Annotated in this window: 11 protein-coding genes and 1 pseudogene; 3 read left to right on the top strand and 9 right to left on the bottom strand. The window is 54.8% G+C overall.

The window, feature by feature from the left end; translation table 11 throughout:
- Nucleotides 1-37: 37 nt before the first annotated feature.
- The 3 genes from G4C92_RS10410 to G4C92_RS10400 all read right to left on the bottom strand — a co-directional run bounded on the left by G4C92_RS10410 (nt 38) and on the right by G4C92_RS10400 (nt 5050).
- Nucleotides 38-1861 carry a glycosyltransferase family 39 protein gene (locus G4C92_RS10410; protein ID WP_274939780.1) on the bottom strand — a complete coding sequence of 608 codons (1824 nt, stop codon included), beginning with the start codon at nt 1859-1861 and terminating at the stop codon, nt 38-40.
- Between the two features lie 46 nt (nt 1862-1907).
- Nucleotides 1908-4301: a cellulose biosynthesis cyclic di-GMP-binding regulatory protein BcsB gene (locus G4C92_RS10405; protein ID WP_274939779.1), complete on the bottom strand. Its 2394-nt coding sequence runs from the start codon at nt 4299-4301 to the stop codon at nt 1908-1910.
- Nucleotides 4302-4396: 95 nt separating this feature from the next.
- The gene (locus tag G4C92_RS10400; protein ID WP_274939778.1) at nt 4397-5050 is read right to left on the bottom strand and encodes a glycosyltransferase; all 654 of its coding nucleotides are present in this window, start codon (nt 5048-5050) and stop codon (nt 4397-4399) included.
- A 286-nt stretch (nt 5051-5336) separates the two neighbouring features.
- Between G4C92_RS10400 and G4C92_RS10395 the strand changes: the two genes are divergently transcribed.
- Complete coding sequence (locus G4C92_RS10395) at nt 5337-6821, top strand: transposase (protein ID WP_274939777.1); 1485 nt, start codon at nt 5337-5339, stop codon at nt 6819-6821.
- Here the strand turns inward: G4C92_RS10395 and G4C92_RS10390 are convergent.
- The 6 genes and pseudogenes from G4C92_RS10390 to wecB all read right to left on the bottom strand — a co-directional run.
- Entirely contained in the window at nt 6807-7400 is a 594-nt protein-coding gene (locus G4C92_RS10390; protein WP_274939776.1) for a glycosyltransferase family 2 protein, read from the bottom strand. The two genes, G4C92_RS10395 and G4C92_RS10390, sit on opposite strands and share 15 nt — an antisense overlap.
- 29 nt (nt 7401-7429) lie before the next feature.
- Nucleotides 7430-9298, bottom strand: coding sequence for a DUF2334 domain-containing protein (locus G4C92_RS10385; protein WP_274939775.1), 1869 nt, complete (start codon nt 9296-9298; stop codon nt 7430-7432).
- Nucleotides 9288-10259, bottom strand: a complete 972-nt coding sequence (locus G4C92_RS10380) for a GGDEF domain-containing protein (RefSeq protein ID WP_274939774.1) — start codon at nt 10257-10259, stop codon at nt 9288-9290. The genes G4C92_RS10385 and G4C92_RS10380 overlap by 11 nt, the downstream gene beginning before the upstream one ends.
- Nucleotides 10256-11815, bottom strand: a complete 1560-nt coding sequence (gene wsfD, locus G4C92_RS10375; protein WP_274939773.1) for a glycan biosynthesis hexose transferase WsfD — start codon at nt 11813-11815, stop codon at nt 10256-10258. Before wsfD ends, G4C92_RS10380 begins: the two co-directional genes overlap by 4 nt.
- A 55-nt stretch (nt 11816-11870) precedes the next feature.
- Nucleotides 11871-13511: a TlpA family protein disulfide reductase gene (locus G4C92_RS10370; protein WP_274939772.1), complete on the bottom strand. Its 1641-nt coding sequence runs from the start codon at nt 13509-13511 to the stop codon at nt 11871-11873.
- Nucleotides 13508-14497: pseudogene (wecB, locus tag G4C92_RS10365) on the bottom strand (non-hydrolyzing UDP-N-acetylglucosamine 2-epimerase); the annotation flags it as partial. The pseudogene wecB and the gene G4C92_RS10370, both read right to left, overlap by 4 nt.
- Nucleotides 14498-14660: 163 nt before the next feature.
- Between wecB and istA the strand changes: the two are divergent.
- The gene (gene istA, locus G4C92_RS10360) at nt 14661-16121 is read left to right on the top strand and encodes an IS21 family transposase (RefSeq protein ID WP_274939771.1); all 1461 of its coding nucleotides are present in this window, start codon (nt 14661-14663) and stop codon (nt 16119-16121) included.
- Complete coding sequence (gene istB / locus G4C92_RS10355; RefSeq protein WP_274939770.1) at nt 16118-16897, top strand: IS21-like element helper ATPase IstB; 780 nt, start codon at nt 16118-16120, stop codon at nt 16895-16897. Before istA ends, istB begins: the two co-directional genes overlap by 4 nt.
- Nucleotides 16898-16945: the final 48 nt, after the last annotated feature.

The raw sequence follows: 16945 nt of genomic DNA, 5'->3' as shown, positions 1-16945 counted from the left end.
GATCTTCTCAGCGCAGCCGTCTTTTCTCGAACGGACGTCATGGCGTCTCATCATCAAAGGGATCCTTCATATCCTCCTGACTCCGGTATTCACCGGCTTCTGCCGCTTTTCTCACCGCCTCGCTCGCGGTGATGGTGATATGACCTTCCCGGAGCGCCCTTTCCATGTCAAACCGGGCGTGAAGCGCCTTCGCCCTCATCTCCTGTATCCGTGCCTCCTCCTGAAGCCGTGCCTGAATCTGTTCCTGCGCCTCTCGCTCCCTTATTTTCACCGCTTCCTTCTCATGGAGAGCCGCCATCACCCGGTTCTCTTCCGTCTCAAAGACCTGCGCGGCCGCAACCCCGGTCATCACGGCCAGCAAGGCCAGCACGTGATAATGATACCGGTTCTGGTTTTCCACCAGAAGGTGCAGCGCAGCCGTGGCAAGCAGCATAAGCTGGATCGTAAAAACCGCGTCAGGCTCTTTTTTCCAGCAATACAGAGCACAGAGGAGCGTCATGGCGAGGATCGTCAGATAGTAGAGATCGCTCCGGTCCATCATGCTGTAATAGAAAGATTTCCTCGCACTCGTCAGTTTTCCCTGCTGGTCCATGAACAGGATGTTCCATGAGGATCCGAAATCGTCGTTTCCCCACAGCACCTCAAATTTATGGACGAATAGATTCAGAAGCGACCTCGGATCCGATTTCAGTCTCTTCAGCGCAAGATCGCGGCAGGCAAGCTGCGCCTTCTCTGCCGACCCGGTCTTGTCGAGCGCAGCGTACATATAGTCCGCGTCATCCTGGTTCAACCCGCCGCAGCTCTCCTGATTGAGACCGACAAGCAGATTGTAGCCGAAAGAGGAAGAGCCGCCGGCCGGCTTCTCATTGACCGCATAGGCTACAGACGCGCTGAACAGTCTTGTGAAAAGCAGATAGACCAGAAGGAGGATCAGAATCATCTTCCATCCCCTGTCCACGGCCCGAACGCCGAGGGGCACGTCATTGGCCGGTCTGTCATGTATCTCCGGCCGGACCATGAGAAAAACCACGATCACAGATACCAGAAACAGCTGGGCCATCGGCCGGACGGCGCCTGTGACCGCGATGAGCAGTCCCAGAAGAGCGATTTCCCAGAACCGGGCAAATGTATGCTTCTTTTTGTATCCCGTATCCTTCATGATGATGACGAAAAGCCAGACGCAGACCATCAGAAGGAATGTAAAAAGATATTCGCTGGCGACAAAGTTGCTGAAAAGAATCATGGACGGCCAGAAATCGGCGATGGCGAGAGACACGAGACCCGCCTTCCGTCCCGCGATGAGCCGGGCTGTGCGCCAGCAGAAGAAAACCGTTCCGACCGCCAGCGCCACATTGAAATACAGCGCCGCCTTCACGGACACACCCGTAAAGCGGAACAGGATGGAAAGCACATACGGATACCCGTAGACATGCGGGAAAACCGCGATATAGTCACAGTATCCGGGTCCATCGGTCAGCAGCGTTCCTTTCAGGATAAGCTGCGCCACTTCATAGTAGGTCTTGTAATCGGATTCCGGCTTCATCGGCATGGTGCGCACATAATGAAGCCGGATCGCGAAGCCCGCGGCCAGAAGTGCAGCGGCCAGTCCTCCTTCCAGAACGGCCGCGGCCTTCGGGTGCGAGGCGAAGAAATGGGAAAGCTGGAGGCGCGCATAGATTTTCCCCGCGATAACCAGACCAAAAGCCAGCGCCAGCATCCCGATGATCCATTTCCCCTTGAGCAGGTACGGATACTCCTGCCCGTTACCGATCCGGTTCACGGCAAACGTCATGGCCAGAAAGAGTACGGCCATCAAAATGAACATGGCCAGCGTATAAAACCAGCTTCGTCTGATCTTCATAAGACTGTTTTCCTATCTTGGCTGCGGTATCTGTGCCGGTGCATTATTACTTGTCTTCGTCTCTTCTGTTTCTGCGGTAATGAACCAGCGTGATGATCACCCCGATGAACAGAATGAACATCGCCATAGATCCGATCAGCGTGAAGAGAATGGCGTTCTTGTTCTGCTTAACCTTCTCCTTCAGCGAAACCTGATCCGTCTCTTCATGTTTCAGGAACGTGTAGGATGAAGTATCACCGTCCGTATCGATCAGGAATGCGTCGCCGTTCATCGAGCGGTTGTTTTTCTGCAGACGGATGTAATTCTGAATGCTCTCAAGACCGGTTGTGTCCGCCGCGGAAACGGTCAGCACGGCCCGCTTATCCGCATAGGGCGACCGGATGATCTGCAGAATTCCGACCCGCTTCCCGTAATCCGACGAGACGAGCAGCTGGTCGTTGGAGTCAAATCCGCTGCCGTCGTCCAGAAAGCGGAAGGAAAGGTTCTGGTTCAGGCTCTGTATCAGCGAATTGTCCTGATACGTGCCGATGGCGATGATGTTGTTTCCGCTCTTGTCGTCTGCGGAGTCTTCCGTTCCGGCAGACGGATCATAATCCGACGCTTTTACGGTCTGGAAACTGCCGTAGGGGCTGATGGCGCTTCCCATCAGCGACATCACGGAGCCCGCCAGCTCCAGCTCCTCGCCGGTATACTTGTCCGGAAGGACCAGCGCCAGATCGTTGAACAGTCCCAGAGTCTGAAACGGATACGGCCGCAGCGCCAGCGAGTAATCCGTGCTCTGGCCTGCCGGAAGATACAGGGTTGAATCTCCGCTCACATAAGCCCACGGCATCTCATCGGTCCGCTTGGTGCAGTACAGATCCCTGATCTCCAGATCAAAGGCGATCCGGATGCTGCTGGCATATGTGCCGACAACGTCCGAGGGGATCGTGAAGGAGAAACTGTCTCCGTCCGCCTTCTCCTTCGTCAGCTTCTTCGAAGCGAGCGGCGTATCGCCCCAGTAGACCGTCAGCAGCGAGCGGTTAAAGTCAAGATTCTCGGAATAGCGGAAACTGAGGCTGATCTTTCCCCCCTCCGCCAGTACGAATCCGCCGGTCAGCGGGAGGAAGACCGTCTGTTCCTGACGGAACGGACCAACAAAGACCAGACCCTTCTCATTGGTGATCCCTGTGATGGTCTCATGATCCACGATCAGATCGGACAGGGACCTGTTCCGGATCACCTTTGCCTTTGTTCCGGAGGGAACGAAAGCGGCGGAGCTGTTTTCCTGCGCAAGGAGGTCATCGTCCATCAGCATGGCCGCGCCTTCCGCCAGATCCTTCTCATTGCCGGCCGTCACGGCGAGAACCGTTCCCTTTTTGTCCGAATATTCATAGACGAGGGAGCCTTTTGAAAGATCGTAGGAGGAGCCGTCTCCCGCCGTGTCCGGCATCTGTTTCTTTACATCTGACGGCAGTCTGTCCTGCGTCGCGACGATCAGCCGCTGCGCCCTGTCACCTATCGCCGAAAAGTCTGCGATACTGATATCATCGCTGTCCGTAGTCCCGGCTCCCAGCTGGGACCGGAGCATCATGGCCGCCGTCAGTTCGCCGGAAGTGGCGTCATCCGGAACATACACACCGCACTCTTCCCCTGTCTCGTCCATGGATGAAACCAGCGGAAACGGATAGTACTTCAGCAGATTTCCGGAGTCATCGACGTCGTACCCCATCCGCACCAGTGAATTTTCCGAGATGCAGATCCAGTTGGCATTGGAAAAGTCATCCAGACATCCTTCCTCATCGTACAGCAGAACATACCCGGTGACAGAAAGATTGTTGTATCCGTCGTTCAGGAGGTCCACCGGAATCGTCACATAGGCGGTCTGCGTTTCGCCGAGGCTGTAGTCAATCCTGCAGGAGGAAACCGGCGTATCATTCACCGAAAAGGTCAGTGAGGCAGGAACACCGTCTGTGATGAGGGGACTGACGGAAAATTCGATCTGGGCGTAGGCGTACCGTGTCTCCCAGTATTCTTCCTTTTTGAAGGAAAAGGTATTGGTCTTATAGATTCCGCTGAACGTAACCCTCGAGGAATAATGGAACGTCTTCGCGTACTGTGATTCCGGAACGTCCGGCGGTTCCGTGACGGGCGCTCCGGCCGATGACGGATCGGACGAAAGCACATAGCGGCTGATCTCCGTGCCTTCCTTCACGGGGATGGTTCCGCTTCCGCTGTCCGCCGTTCCGGCTGCATCATCCGAAACGGTCGCTGCGGCGCCCGCAGAATCCGCCGCGTTCGCGGTTTTTGATCCCGAATTCACAGCCGCGGAAGCAGCGCTCGCAGCATTTGAAGCCGTGCGCACTGCACCTCTCTTTGCAGCGGCGCCCGCAGGAACAGTCTCCGCGATCATGGCGGCGCTCAGTGCCATTGCTGCGAGGAACATCTTCCAGTTTTTCATCGCTCTCACTCCTGCCTGTTCTTGTAAATGATCTGTATGGATGCCGGTTACCGGCGGTTCATCAATTCCTCAGGTTCCTGTTTCAATCCGCCGCCTCAGGTTCTTCCGCCGATAGAAGATATATCCGGATTCTCATCTGTTGCGTTTTCCGCATACCGTACGGTTTTGTCCCACTTGACTTCACGATGAAAAATCGCGTCTCCCGCGGAATCCCAGATAGCCTTGACGACCACGAGCACCCAGAGCTTGGCGTAGGTGAACAGCATCAGCACCACCAGCCCCAGGGACTGAAGCGTAAATTCATTTTTCTCCAGCGACAGCGTCAGCATGACATTGGCAATGAAGACCAGTATGGCCATCATCCAGAGAAGGGAGGAAAATCCCGCGAGCTTCACATGGATCACGCCAAGGATGCCGCCTAAGAAGATGATGTCAGAGGCGACAAGACTCGACAGCATGATGCCGTACGTCAGAACGTAATACACGATATCCAGCCGCATCGGCCCCGCCTTGGGGTCGAAGGTGTATTTGAAGTTCTTGACCATAACGTACAGATTGCCGCGCGCCCATCTGACGCGTTGCTTGAACCACTGCTTCAGAAACTGCGGCTCCTGCTCCCATGTCACCGCCTGCGGCAGCATTTTGATATAATAGCCCATCCTGTAGATGCGGAAGGAAATCTCCGTGTCCTCCGACAGCGCTTTCACGTCCCATCCGCCCACCTTTTCCACGATGCTTCTGCGGATCACATAATTCGTCCCCGGGATGGTACAGAGTCTGAAAAAGGCATACCGGCCGGCCTGATTCATACACTGATGCATCAGCGTCTCGATATTGACAACACTGAAACCTCAAATTTTACGTTAATAGAAATGCGGCTAATTAGCCGTTTTACGCATCCACCCATGCTACGGGTAGCATCGGACACCTTGAAAATACGCTGTTTTCAACATATTTAGCCTCACTTTTACTTGATTTAGCGGCTCATCAGAAGTATAATTATTACGTAAGTTACGTTAATAGAAAGGACTTTCAATGAGCATTCCTGAATCAATCAAGAGCAGACGGCCGACCCAGTTCGGAGCAGTCGAGATCCGCTTTATCGGCGGGCATTATTACACTTACCTGGTTTCTTCCAAGTGGGATGCCGCCAAGGGCAGGCCTCAGAAGGTCACAGGAAAGAGCATCGGCAAGATCACCGAGGCGGACGGCTTCATACCGAACACCAATGGTCTCCGTCTCATGCAGGAAATGCGGCTTATGCCGGATGTCGCTCCGTCCGTAAAGAATTATGGCGCGTACGAAGTCCTGCAGCAGCTGACGCCGGATCTCAGCGACAGCCTCCGGAAATACTTTCCTGATTCATTCCGTGAGATCCGTACGCTCTCCCTGATTCGCCTTGTGGACAAGATCTCGTCCGCAAAGATGATCCAGCCGCTGTTCCTTGATTCCTACATGAGCGACATCTGCGGGGACATCTCGATATCGGAAGGCTCCGTCCGGAAGTTCATTGCCGGTCTTGGTTCGAAACAGGACAGAATCGACGCGTTCATGAAATCCCAGGTTATGCCGGGAACAACGCTCCTTTTCGACGGGACTTCCATCTTCACAAAGTCTGCCGATTCGCTCGCGGCGAAAGGGTATAACCCGGATCATAGTCTCGACCCTCAGGCGCGCCTTCTGTATGTCTTCGAAAAGGATTCCCACAAGCCTGTGTTCTACCGCGTCGTGCAGGGATCCATCGTCGATAAGAGTGCTTTCATGGATACCGTTAACGCTGCTGGGTGCAGTGACTGCATCATCATTGCGGACAAAGGCTTCTACTCCAAGCCGAACGTGTCTGCCCTTCTGAATGCGGGCATGCGTTACATTCTTCCACTACAGGAAAACACCGTTAATGTCGAGCCGGAGTTCTACCAGAATCCAAGCGACGGTAAGTGGGACAATGTCTTTTCTTACAACAAACGCGCCGTCTGGTGCCGGAAGCGCAGGAGCGGGAATCGCGGTAACTTCATCTACACGTTTCGCGATGATTCCAGACGGGCGGAACTGGTCGGTCACTTCGTGGAGCGGGCAGAGAAAGATTATGGCGAAGAAGAACGTCGGCCGAAGGACGTCGTGAATGAAGTACGCATGGGCTATTTCTCCTTCTGTAGCAACCTCGATGTCGAGCCGAGGGAGATTTATCTCGACTATAAGGAACGCTGGGACATCGAACAGTGCTTCGACTACCTGAAAAACAGCGTATCAACAAATGCATCCCATGCCCATACGGATGATTACTTCCGAGGCTGGGCGTTCCTGAACCATGTCAGCCTGCTCTATTACTACGGCCTTCTGAACGCGGTCAGGAACACGAAACTGGACGACAGGTATTCCGCGGAGGATGTACTGAAACTGACGAAGAATATCTACCGTGTCGACACCGGCGACAAAGAGGGAATCCGGATCTCCGCAATCCAGAAAAAGACTCAAGCAATCCTGGATACACTCGGAGTCGATCTATTACGTAAAAAATGATGCTTCAGTGTTGACAAATCTCGTGAGGAGCGTCGCGTTCCGGTTCCGGGTGCGGAATTTGCCGATCACGGCGGCAGCCTTCGGATCTGTCATCAGATTTTCAACGAGGAGACGGAGCGCCTTTCTTTCCGGCGTATTGTCGGCGTCATAGATGGCGATGACGCTTCCTTTGGATATGGAATACGCAATGTTCAGCGCGTTGGATTTGCCGGTGCCTCCGACTACGTTGTCCGTGCTCACGCAGAAAAGTCTGTGTTCCGGATACTTCTTCTGAAGCTCCCCGATGATTTCCACTGTCTGGTCAGACGAATTGTCATTGGCGACAATGATCTCATACCGGTCAGCCGGATAGTCAAAGTCAATCAGCGCAGTCAGTGTCCGTCGGAGCACCAGCGCCTCGTTATGCGCCGGGACCAGAATCGAGACAAACGGATCCTTCCGGCGACATTTCACTTCCCCGCTTGTCCGGTTGGTCTTCAGAATGTACCGGTACCCTCCGACAGAGAGCACAACGTTCAGCGCCATCATGGCCCAGATGGCCGCGATCGCATAAATACTGATAACATCAGCTGCAGACATTCCACTCTCCTCCCGTCAGACCGCCGCGGTCAGCGGCTGTCGTTCCTGTCGTCGTTCTCTTCCGAGCCAGTATTCTCTTTCCTGTCTTTTCCGCCTGTTCGCGGGCCTTCCGGATGATATCCGCCGGGATCCGCCGCGTCCGGCGGACGGTCCGACCTCCTTCTGAACAGGAACTGCCGCTCCATCTGCCGTCTCGCTGCCAGAATCAGGACCACGAACAGAATGCTCACCGCCAGGGAGAAGAAGATCAGCAGGACATTTTCACGAGCCAGATCCGCGGTTGCGCGGTAATAGACATTCCTCTTATAGTTGAAGTTCTCATCGTAAGGCTTCGGATGATAGGCAAGAGAAACCGTCCCGCCGTCGCAGATCAGGTTTTTCCCGTCCCATGTCAGATAGTGGCTCCGGTTCGTGTAAACCGCCTGATCCATATCCCAGAGAGACTCCATGGAGACGGGCGAATAGCGTGCCGCGTCGATGATCCGGACGATCTTCTCATCATCTTCCTCCGCATTGACATAGACGGCGGTCGCGCAGGTGTCCAGATAGGACACACCCGTATCATCCAGCGGGATGGCCGGCGTAAACAGCTGCGTCCCCAGAGAGAGAAAGCGGTTGCAGGCGGATGCCAGCGTATCCCCGCTTTTTTCGGAAAAAGCGGCCGTGTCCTCCAGAAAAAGCGTGCGGTACCGCCCCAGCGTCTCGTGAAGATCGTCGTCAAAAATCCATGCGGACGGAATGGAAAGCGCGATCGGATAGACGTCATTCTCAATGTATGATTCAAACGCGGATGTGAGGCTCTCCTGCAGTTCGTTCGTTTCGACGCCGTTCTGTATAATCGGGCTGTGAAGAATCACCGTACCTCCGTGAGCCTGAGCGTAGCGGAGGACCTCACAGAACTGCTTCATACCCGGATAATCCGAGTGCCGGTAGAGCGGCATGACGCTGAGCACATAGTTCATGTTTCTGGACTCAAGCTCTTTCACCAGCCTGAGCAGCCGTTCCGGATCGGTATAAGGGTAGATCTCATCCAGTACCAGACAGGAGGAATCCGAAGTCGTGCCTCCGTTCTTATACCTCTTGAGCTCATCCAGCACCAGACAGGAGGAATCGCTATGGGGTGCGTTGTGATAAGGCCAGAGCCAGAGCGTGATCTCCTCCATCAGCACCGCCTTCGCAAAATCAGAGCGGTAGTCGCGCAGCACCAGATTGCGGAGCGTTCCCCATCCCACCGTCAGCGGGTAGGTGCCGGACGTCGTTTTCCACGTGCCGGACATGTAATCCGCCGTCCTGTACAGTCTTGAAACGTCGAGGCTGACAAGGGAAGTGAATACGTTCTGGCCCTTCATCTGATAAGACGCAGTCCCCGACACTTCCTCTGTGCTGACGAAGCCCTGACCAAGATTATTCCGCTTCGTCAGTTCCTCCGGCATGGCTCCGAGCATCAGAAGGCTCCCGCCATAAGCCGTATCCGGACACCGGAGCAAGTCCTTTTCTGACGTCTGCCTCGAGGACGTGACCCAGATGATCCTGTCATAAGTCTCGTCGAAGGACCGGGTTTTCCCGCTGTAGATCCGGCTGGTCGTATAATCCGCCCGGTACCCCATCGCCGTGAGCTCATAGCCCAGCGTCCCAAGGGTATCCGCCGTATAAGCGTCCTGCTTTTCATCCGCTATCACCAGAAATTCGCCAGGCTCATGACTGTCCGCCGGCGTCTCCGGAACGCTCTCCGCTCTGGGATTGAGAATCGCCTGCAGCTCATCTCCAGGCATGGAGTCAGCCGCACGGACCGAACCCGTTCCCGCCGTCAGAAAAAGGGTCAGCGCAAGGAACAGCGTCAGAACAGGCGCCGGAGCTGTCCTCCGATCTCTGATTTTCCGATTTCTCTCATACCTCATAGGCGAACTCGTTTTCGACAAGCTCCACATATTTCATGGCGTCATGGTTCAGTTCCATTTCATACATCCGGTAAACGGCGGAAAAGTCCAGCCGCAGGGTGCGTTCTCTGATAGCAGGAAACGCGCCGTCCGCTGTCAGCGCGCTCATCAGCCGATCTCTCACCACCGCCGCGCCCTCCTCATCGGTAATGCAGATGACGGCGACAGAGCCTTCATCGTCAATCGTAAAGACCTCATCCTCAAGCCGCAGGGTTTTTTCGGCAATCCGGGCGATCCGGATGCGGACCTCATCGAACTCCCCCCGGGTCAGTACCTTGCGGATCTCGTCCGCGTACCGCAGCCGGATCATCATCAGTCCGAACTTCATCTCCTCGTGGCGGTGCGCATTGGCCATATCCCGGGAAAGCGTCGCATACAGGCCCCGGAGATTCTGGAGTCCTGTCAGCGGATCGGTCACAGTCAGTTCCCCGACTCTTTCGTTCAGGATGCCGTTGATCTGCTCAATCCTGGAAAATCCTCTGATAAAGAGCAGCGCGCCGGCCACGGTCACCACGATAAGCGCCGGCCACCAGTACGCGCCGGTTTCGATCGGAGTCCCGTTCTCCGCATAATCAAAAAGCTTGTAGATCGTAAAAAACAGAATCTCCAGCGCAGCCGCGATCACAGCAGCGGTTCCCGCCCGCATCATGGCCAGCATGCAGACCGTCGCCAGCACCAGCATCAGGGTCATATTCTGTACTCTCAGCGCATCCGTGGAACTGAGCGAAACCAGAACGGCCGCGCCGAGCAGCCCGAAAAGAAACATCAGAAGGCCGAGATCCTGCCGCAGCAAGACGCCGCTTGCCCGCGTTCCCTTCGTGTTCTCTGTCGGAACGGTCAGACTCATCCGGATCCCCTTCCCTTTTTTCGCGCTGCCGTCCGCGGATTTCCCAGTATGTTCTCTTTTTTCCTGCTCACTCATCCCTTCCTGTCCTCCGTTCTGACCAGACCGGCCCGGTGCAGAATTTCCGCCGCAAACATGGCACTCATAATCCAGATGCAGAAGCCGCAGACAGTCCCGTACCGCTCAATCTCCGAAGATCCGCTCCTCAGAACAATATACAGGGTATGGCCGACCGCCAGCCCGAACGCAAGGAAGAACGTGTCCAGCGCGGCGATCCTGCTTCGCTCCGTCTGCTGCCTTCCTCTTCGCTGTCTCGTTCTCCGGAACTGGAATGCATAGAGCACCGCGAGAATCACCAGCAAGCCGATGGTCCGGGGCGCCGTCGTGCCTGTAAAGGTTGAAAAGACAGTGAATAATACATTTCTGGCGCGTTCCGGAAGCCCCGCCGACCGCTCGAAGTTTCCCACATACGTCCGGTTCATCTGGAAAGAAGAACGGACTCCCAGACTGAGAAGCGAAAACATCTGCAGCGGATGGCGAAGATAGTAAAAGCCGATATCCGCCACCGTGTACTGATCCAGAAAATCCTTCTTCAGCTCCCTGTTGTCCGTGCGCGTCACCGGATAATCCTGATAAACCGAGGTGTCCGTCAGCACCTCGAAGCGCCCGTCGATGCCGAACTCCTCCAGCGTTTCCGCCGGATTCTTCGATTCCAGCAGCACCCCCGTCGTCATGGCGTTGAATTTTGATTCCACGGTAAACCGAGAAAAACCCTGCCGCGCTCCCATAAATACCGACAGTGCAAGTACAAACGCTTCGGCCGCCGCGATCACTCTTGTCTGAAACTCCGTGCCCCGGATCATGATCTGCCGAACGACAAAAATCACGACCCCGATGGTGATCACGACACAATGTGACTCCACAAATGCGATCAGCACGCCGACGGCGCCGAGCCCGATCAGAGCAGCTTCCCGCGTGACCCTGTCCCCGGACTGCATGGCAAGGCACAGACCGAAGATATACAGAAGGAGAATGATCCAGCAGCTTTCCGGATAAAGCGAATTAAAATAGCAGAGGATCGCGCCGTCGCCAAACAGGAAAATGCCGAGAAGCGCGATGACCAGCGCCTCGGACGCATAGTGAACCCGCCGGATCAGTTCCGTCGTGGCAAGCCAGACCGCCGGCAGATAAAAAACCAGATACAGCGCGGCTAAAAAATGGATATCAAACAAATTGTCACCAGTAAAAAATGAGTCGATCGCCTCCGCCCAGCGGATCATCAGAAAGAGAAGGGACACACGGGTACCTTCCGGCGCCGCGTACAGGTACTGTCGGACAAAGTAGGCGCCCGTCGGATACTCCAGATCCATCTTGCGGCATTTCAGTCCCGCCCTTTTCATGACGTCAGACAGCGATCCGTCATCCGCCACACCGACCGACTGCGGCGTCAGCAGCAGGACGGCTGCGATCACGCCGACCGCGGCCGCCGTGAGAAGCGCCGCCGTCCGGGGAGAGTATTTCCCAGCCAGTCTGTCGTTGAACCGCCTGCGCAAAGTAGTCAGAGCGCGTCCCGCTTTCTTCAGTCCGCCCCGGACCTTCCGTTGCGCTGATTGTTTCTCAATGGCCTGTGCCATACGTTCCTTCCCCGCAAGCCGCGGACAAATTTCCCGCTTCCATAAACTGTCTGTATCAGAAATTTCCCTCTTCGTAAACCAGAAGCGGAATGAGCTGGTCAAAGGCCGAGGTATCCACGCCCTCCGCACAGAATCCGCCGAACCAGTCATCCTCCGCATCAAGTCTCTGGTACCGCTCCATCTTCCGGACCGCCTGTTCTCTGAGTTCGCTGTCTCCCACTTCTTCCGCGATCAGCGCCGCGAGGCCGTACACCGAAGTGGCGAAATAGGTATACCCGCTGACAGCGGTCCCGTCCGTGGTGTAGCGGGCATAAAGCGTTCCCGCTGCTGTGTTCTTCTTAAGCCAGGCAAGGCTCGCGTCCGGCAGCCTTCCCGCCCGGGCAAGATTCAAGAATGTGCACAGCGCCTCGACCGTGTTCAGCTCACTGTCGCTGTAAGCACGATCTGCGTAGCTGTAGGAAGATGCATACAGCGGGAATGAATCGCCGAGATACCCGCCCTCCAGGACCTTCTCCGCCTCCCTGTACGCCTTGCGGAAGCGGCTGTCCCGCTCCGCCATCCGGCCAAGGACAGAGAGGTCGAGGTAGCACAGCGAAATACTGTCTGAGCGCTTCGCCCTCGAAAGCTTTTTCCCCTTACCCAGACTGACGAAGCTCACCGCCCCGTTGTCCGTGAGACATCCCTCCGCGATCGCCTCAAACAGCGCGTCCGCATCTTTCTGGTACTCGCTTCCGGCCTGATCCAGTGCGTCCCAGATGCGGATATCATCCAGAAAAGCATCCGCCTCGGCCGGCTTTCCACTCTCTGTCACGTACCATGCCGGCAGGCCGCTGACCAGCATCCTGTCCTTCACAAAGGACCAGACACAGGCAAAGTCATCCAGATCGCCCGCCATGATATCGTACTGCATCCGGAGTCCCTGGCTCTCGGAAAGTACATCCGCTCCGGAAGGGGTATCCGATGTCCTCGCCGTTCCCGTCCGGACCGCCGTCTCACCGTCCGATTCGGTCATCAGCCTGGCGCGAAGGAAGGTATTCACCAGAAAGGCGCCGCCTTTCAGTCCTTTCTCCACAAAGCCCTCACACTCGCCCGCCGTCATCGTCTTGTTCTTCATGGCCGTCACCCGGCCAGCCTTGTCCAGAAACACAGACGTGGGAATTTCCTGTATGCCCCACTGCCGGTACAGTGCCTCATTCCGGTCGATCAGAAGGTCGGCCTTCCCCGATTCCTTTGACGGGAAAGGCGACCATGTCACGCCCTTTTCGTCCAGCTTCTTCTCTGCCGCGTTCACGGATTCCCTGTCCGGGCTGAGCCTGTCAATGAAGACAAGCCTTGCGCCCTCCTCATCCGCGATCCGCTGCATCCGGGACGCACTGTCCAGCTGCCCGTCGCAGTCCGGGCACCAGCTCGCAAAAAACACGATCCACACGGGTACGCCGCTGTACGCGTCCGTCAGAGAAACCGCGTTCCCCTTCGCGTCCTCCAGATCGGAAGCCGGCGGCCGCTCGCCGTACGCCAGATTCTGCGGAAGAAAGTCCTCCGGCTGCGCCAGCGTTCCGCTTTCCGAAGACACCGACGAAACAGATTGGGCCGCGCTCTGACCTCCGCGGTCCGCCGCGCCGCAGCCTGTCAGCAGGCAGACGGCGAGCAGCGCCGGAAGGAGACGGGAATGTCGGCGGATCTTCCATATGCTCATAGTCCGCTCCTGTCCCAGTCACCGATTCTTCCGGATTCCAGTATGTCGCCGATTCTCCGGGATGCGTACCCGTCTCCATAGGGATTGGAAGCGGACGCCATCCTCTGATAGGCCGCCGGATCATCCAGCAGCTCCGTGAAAGCCTGATAAATGCTCTCCTCCTTCGTGCCGGTCAGCTTCAGAGTGCCTGCGGCGATCCCTTCCGGCCGTTCCGTCGTGTCACGCATCACCAGAACCGGCTTGCCGAGAGAAGGCGCTTCCTCCTGAATACCACCGGAATCCGTCAGAATCAGATAGCATTTCTTCATGAAGTTATGAAAATCCAGCACGTCAAGCGGCTCAATCAGATGCAGCCGGTCCTCTCCCTCAAAAATCCGGTCGGCTGTTTCGCGGACCGCCGGATTTTTGTGGATCGGATAGATCGCCTTTACATCCGGATGCTCATCGATCACCCGCCGGATCGCCCGGAACATATGCTCCATCGGCTCGCCCAGATTTTCTCTCCGGTGAGCCGTGATCAGGATCAGGCGGGAGCCTTCCGCCCACTTTAGCTCAGGGTGCCGGTAATCCGTGCGGACTGTCGTCTTCAGCGCATCAATCGCGGTATTGCCTGTGACAAAAATCGACGCCGGATCCTTCTTTTCCTCCAGCAGGTGCTTTTTCGCGAGAGCGGTCGGTGCGAAATGGTATCGGCTGATGATGCTCACCGCCTGACGGTTGAATTCCTCCGGATAAGGGCTGTACAGATTATAAGTGCGAAGCCCTGCTTCCACGTGACCCACCGGGATCTGCAGATAAAAGCAGGCGAGCGCCGCCGCAAATGTGGTGGTCGTGTCCCCGTGCACCAGCACCACATCCGGTCTGACCTTCTCCAGCACCGTCCGGATGCCGAGAAGGACGGCGTCCGTGATATCGAACAGCGTCTGGCGGTTCTTCATCACGGACAGATCGTAGTCCGGCCGTACATCAAAAACGTCTGTATGTTGTAAACTAATAATACCAGGAATTGGAAATAAAAATCCCTGAAATCGGAAAAGGAATTCCTTATAACTTATAAATGGAAAGGACACGTTGAAACACCAACCCATCAAAATTATCCTTTATCTAAAGCACAACCAATAGATAAGGGAGGAAAGGAAGATGCTCAGCATGTCCGATATCAATCATATCAGAGATTTATACCAAAGTGGCTATAAGATCAGTGAAATTCATAAAAAAACCGGTGCTGATCCAAAAACCATAAAGAAATACCTGGAGAAGGAGGATTTTTCGGACAACCCAGTTACGGTTTCGCCAAAGGCATCCATTCTTGATCCGTTTAAACCGGTGATCAGGCAGTGGCTTGAAGAGGACCGAAAACACTGGTGCAAACAACATCATACAGCACAGCGGGTCTACGACCGGCTGGTTGAGGAACAAGGTTATACAGGCAGCTATGAGACAGTACAGCGGTATCTGAAAAAGATCCGTAAGGATGTCCAGAACAAAGCTTCGCAGGAACTGGTCTGGGATCCCGGCTATGCTCAAGTGGATTTCGGAGAGGCGGATTTCTATGAGGACAACCGTTGCGTCCGCAGGAAATATCTGGTCGTTTCGTTTCCGTTCAGCAATGACTCCTATACTCAGCTCTTCTGTGGTGAAAACGCAGAGTGCGTCTGTCAGGGACTTGAGGATATCTTTACCCACATCGGAGGAGTTCCGCCGGTCCTGATCTTCGACAATGCTACCGGAGTCGGCCATCGGGTACATGACAAAGTCATCGAAACCGAGATGTTTAAAAAGTTCCGTGCTCAATACCGCTTTCAGGTCAGGTACTGTAATCCGGAATCCGGCTGGGAAAAGGGCAATGTCGAGAATAAAGTAGGGACGATCCGGAGAAACCTCTTTGTGCCAGCGCCACACTATCATGACATGGTCGAATATAACAAGACTCTGCTCCCAATGAATGAGCGCAAGGCTGCCAAGCCTCATTACAAGAAGTTGCAGCTGATCAAAGATCTCTTCAAAGAAGATCAGAAGCAGTTCCTGTCCCTTCCATCAAGGCCATTTGATGTATGTCGGTATGATTGGTTCAAGGCGGATGGCTACGGCAAGGTATGCATTGACGGAAAGCATTACTATTCAACCAAACCTGAACTCCATAATCAGAAAGTGTTAATCGGTATCAGAGCTCATTACATTGATGTTCTCGAGGAAAATGGTCAGTTGATCGTACGGCACCGACGTCAATACGGCGATGTACGGACCGACGTTTCTGATTACAGCACGACACTCAGTGTACTTTCCCGAAATGCCGGTGCCTGGAACAACAGCGGTATACGGAAGGAACTTCCGGATCCGCTCAGGGATTACCTGGACGGACTGGAAAAACCGGAGCTTAAGGAAAAGCTCAGACTTATGAGCGGGCTTAACGATGAGTATGGTTACAGAGCGGCTGTGGATGCCATGACTATGTCCCTTAAAAACGGAGATGTTAATTCATCCGATGCCACGATTATTGCGCAACGCATCACAGGCTATGGTATTGATACTCCTCCGGAGTCAGGACCATCTTTAGAAGTGTATGATAGGGCGTTTTTGGGTCCAGGAAGGGAGGATGAGGCATCATGATGACAGCAAAGGAACAGACCGGGATACTCGACGACATCAACGGTTACTGCAAAAAACTGTTTTTCACGGCAGCAATCCCAGAAATGTGCCAGACGGATGGTACCCCTAAGCAGATCGAGTATCTGCGCGATGCCCTCAAAAAGGAAATCGAAAATCGGGAGATCAATCACATCCACCGGCTGATCAAACGAGCCTGCTTCCCCGTTTATAAAACCTTTGATGGCTATGACTTTTGCCAAACCAAACTGCCTCCAGCTCTGGCAAAAGAGGATCTGTTAAATGTCTCTTTCATCGAAAAGAAGCAGAACCTGGTTCTCTATGGACCAGTGGGGCTTGGGAAGACACACATGGCAATCGCCGCAGGCGTACTGGCCTGCAAAAAAGGCTATAAGGTGCGTTTCTATACGGTGACTGAATTGGTTCTGAAACTCGCCGAGGCGCGAAAAAACGGTACGCTGGAGCGCCTGAGAACAACTCTTAACCAACAGGACCTGCTGATCCTCGATGAGTGGGGGTATGTGCCGGTAGATCGGGATGGATCCGAGCTGCTTTTTCAGGTGATATCGGACAGCTACGAAAGCAGGAGTCTGATTCTGACCACAAATATCGAATTTTCAAAATGGGGAGGCATCTTTACGGATGAACAGATGGCTGCCGCGATGATTGACCGTCTCGTCCATCATGGACACTTAATCATGTTCGACGGGAAAAGTTATCGGATGCAGCATGCATTGATGCGCCAGACAGTACCCCGGAATGAAGAAATCGTGTCCTGACAACAACAAGGAATTCCCTTTCCAAAAACAGGGAATTTTGATGACAAT

Source organism: Chordicoccus furentiruminis (genome assembly GCF_019355395.1).
GTDB lineage: Bacteria > Bacillota > Clostridia > Lachnospirales > Lachnospiraceae > Chordicoccus > Chordicoccus furentiruminis.
Note: the sequence above shows the minus strand (reverse complement) of the source record. Positions and strands in the feature narration are given on the sequence as shown.

Excerpts from the sequence above, each read along its gene's own strand:
- G4C92_RS10385 (WP_274939775.1), bottom strand. The coding sequence starts at position 9,298 with ATGAGGTATGAGAGAAATCGGAAAATCAGAGATCGGAGGACAGCTCCG.
- G4C92_RS10370 (WP_274939772.1), bottom strand. The coding sequence starts at position 13,511 with ATGAGCATATGGAAGATCCGCCGACATTCCCGTCTCCTTCCGGCGCTG.
- G4C92_RS10380 (WP_274939774.1), bottom strand. The coding sequence starts at position 10,259 with ATGAGTGAGCAGGAAAAAAGAGAACATACTGGGAAATCCGCGGACGGC.
- wsfD (WP_274939773.1), bottom strand. The coding sequence starts at position 11,815 with ATGGCACAGGCCATTGAGAAACAATCAGCGCAACGGAAGGTCCGGGGC.
- istB (WP_274939770.1), top strand. The coding sequence starts at position 16,118 with ATGATGACAGCAAAGGAACAGACCGGGATACTCGACGACATCAACGGT.
- G4C92_RS10390 (WP_274939776.1), bottom strand. The coding sequence starts at position 7,400 with ATGTCTGCAGCTGATGTTATCAGTATTTATGCGATCGCGGCCATCTGG.
- istA (WP_274939771.1), top strand. The coding sequence starts at position 14,661 with ATGTCCGATATCAATCATATCAGAGATTTATACCAAAGTGGCTATAAG.
- G4C92_RS10395 (WP_274939777.1), top strand. The coding sequence starts at position 5,337 with ATGAGCATTCCTGAATCAATCAAGAGCAGACGGCCGACCCAGTTCGGA.
- G4C92_RS10410 (WP_274939780.1), bottom strand. The coding sequence starts at position 1,861 with ATGAAGATCAGACGAAGCTGGTTTTATACGCTGGCCATGTTCATTTTG.
- G4C92_RS10405 (WP_274939779.1), bottom strand. The coding sequence starts at position 4,301 with ATGAAAAACTGGAAGATGTTCCTCGCAGCAATGGCACTGAGCGCCGCC.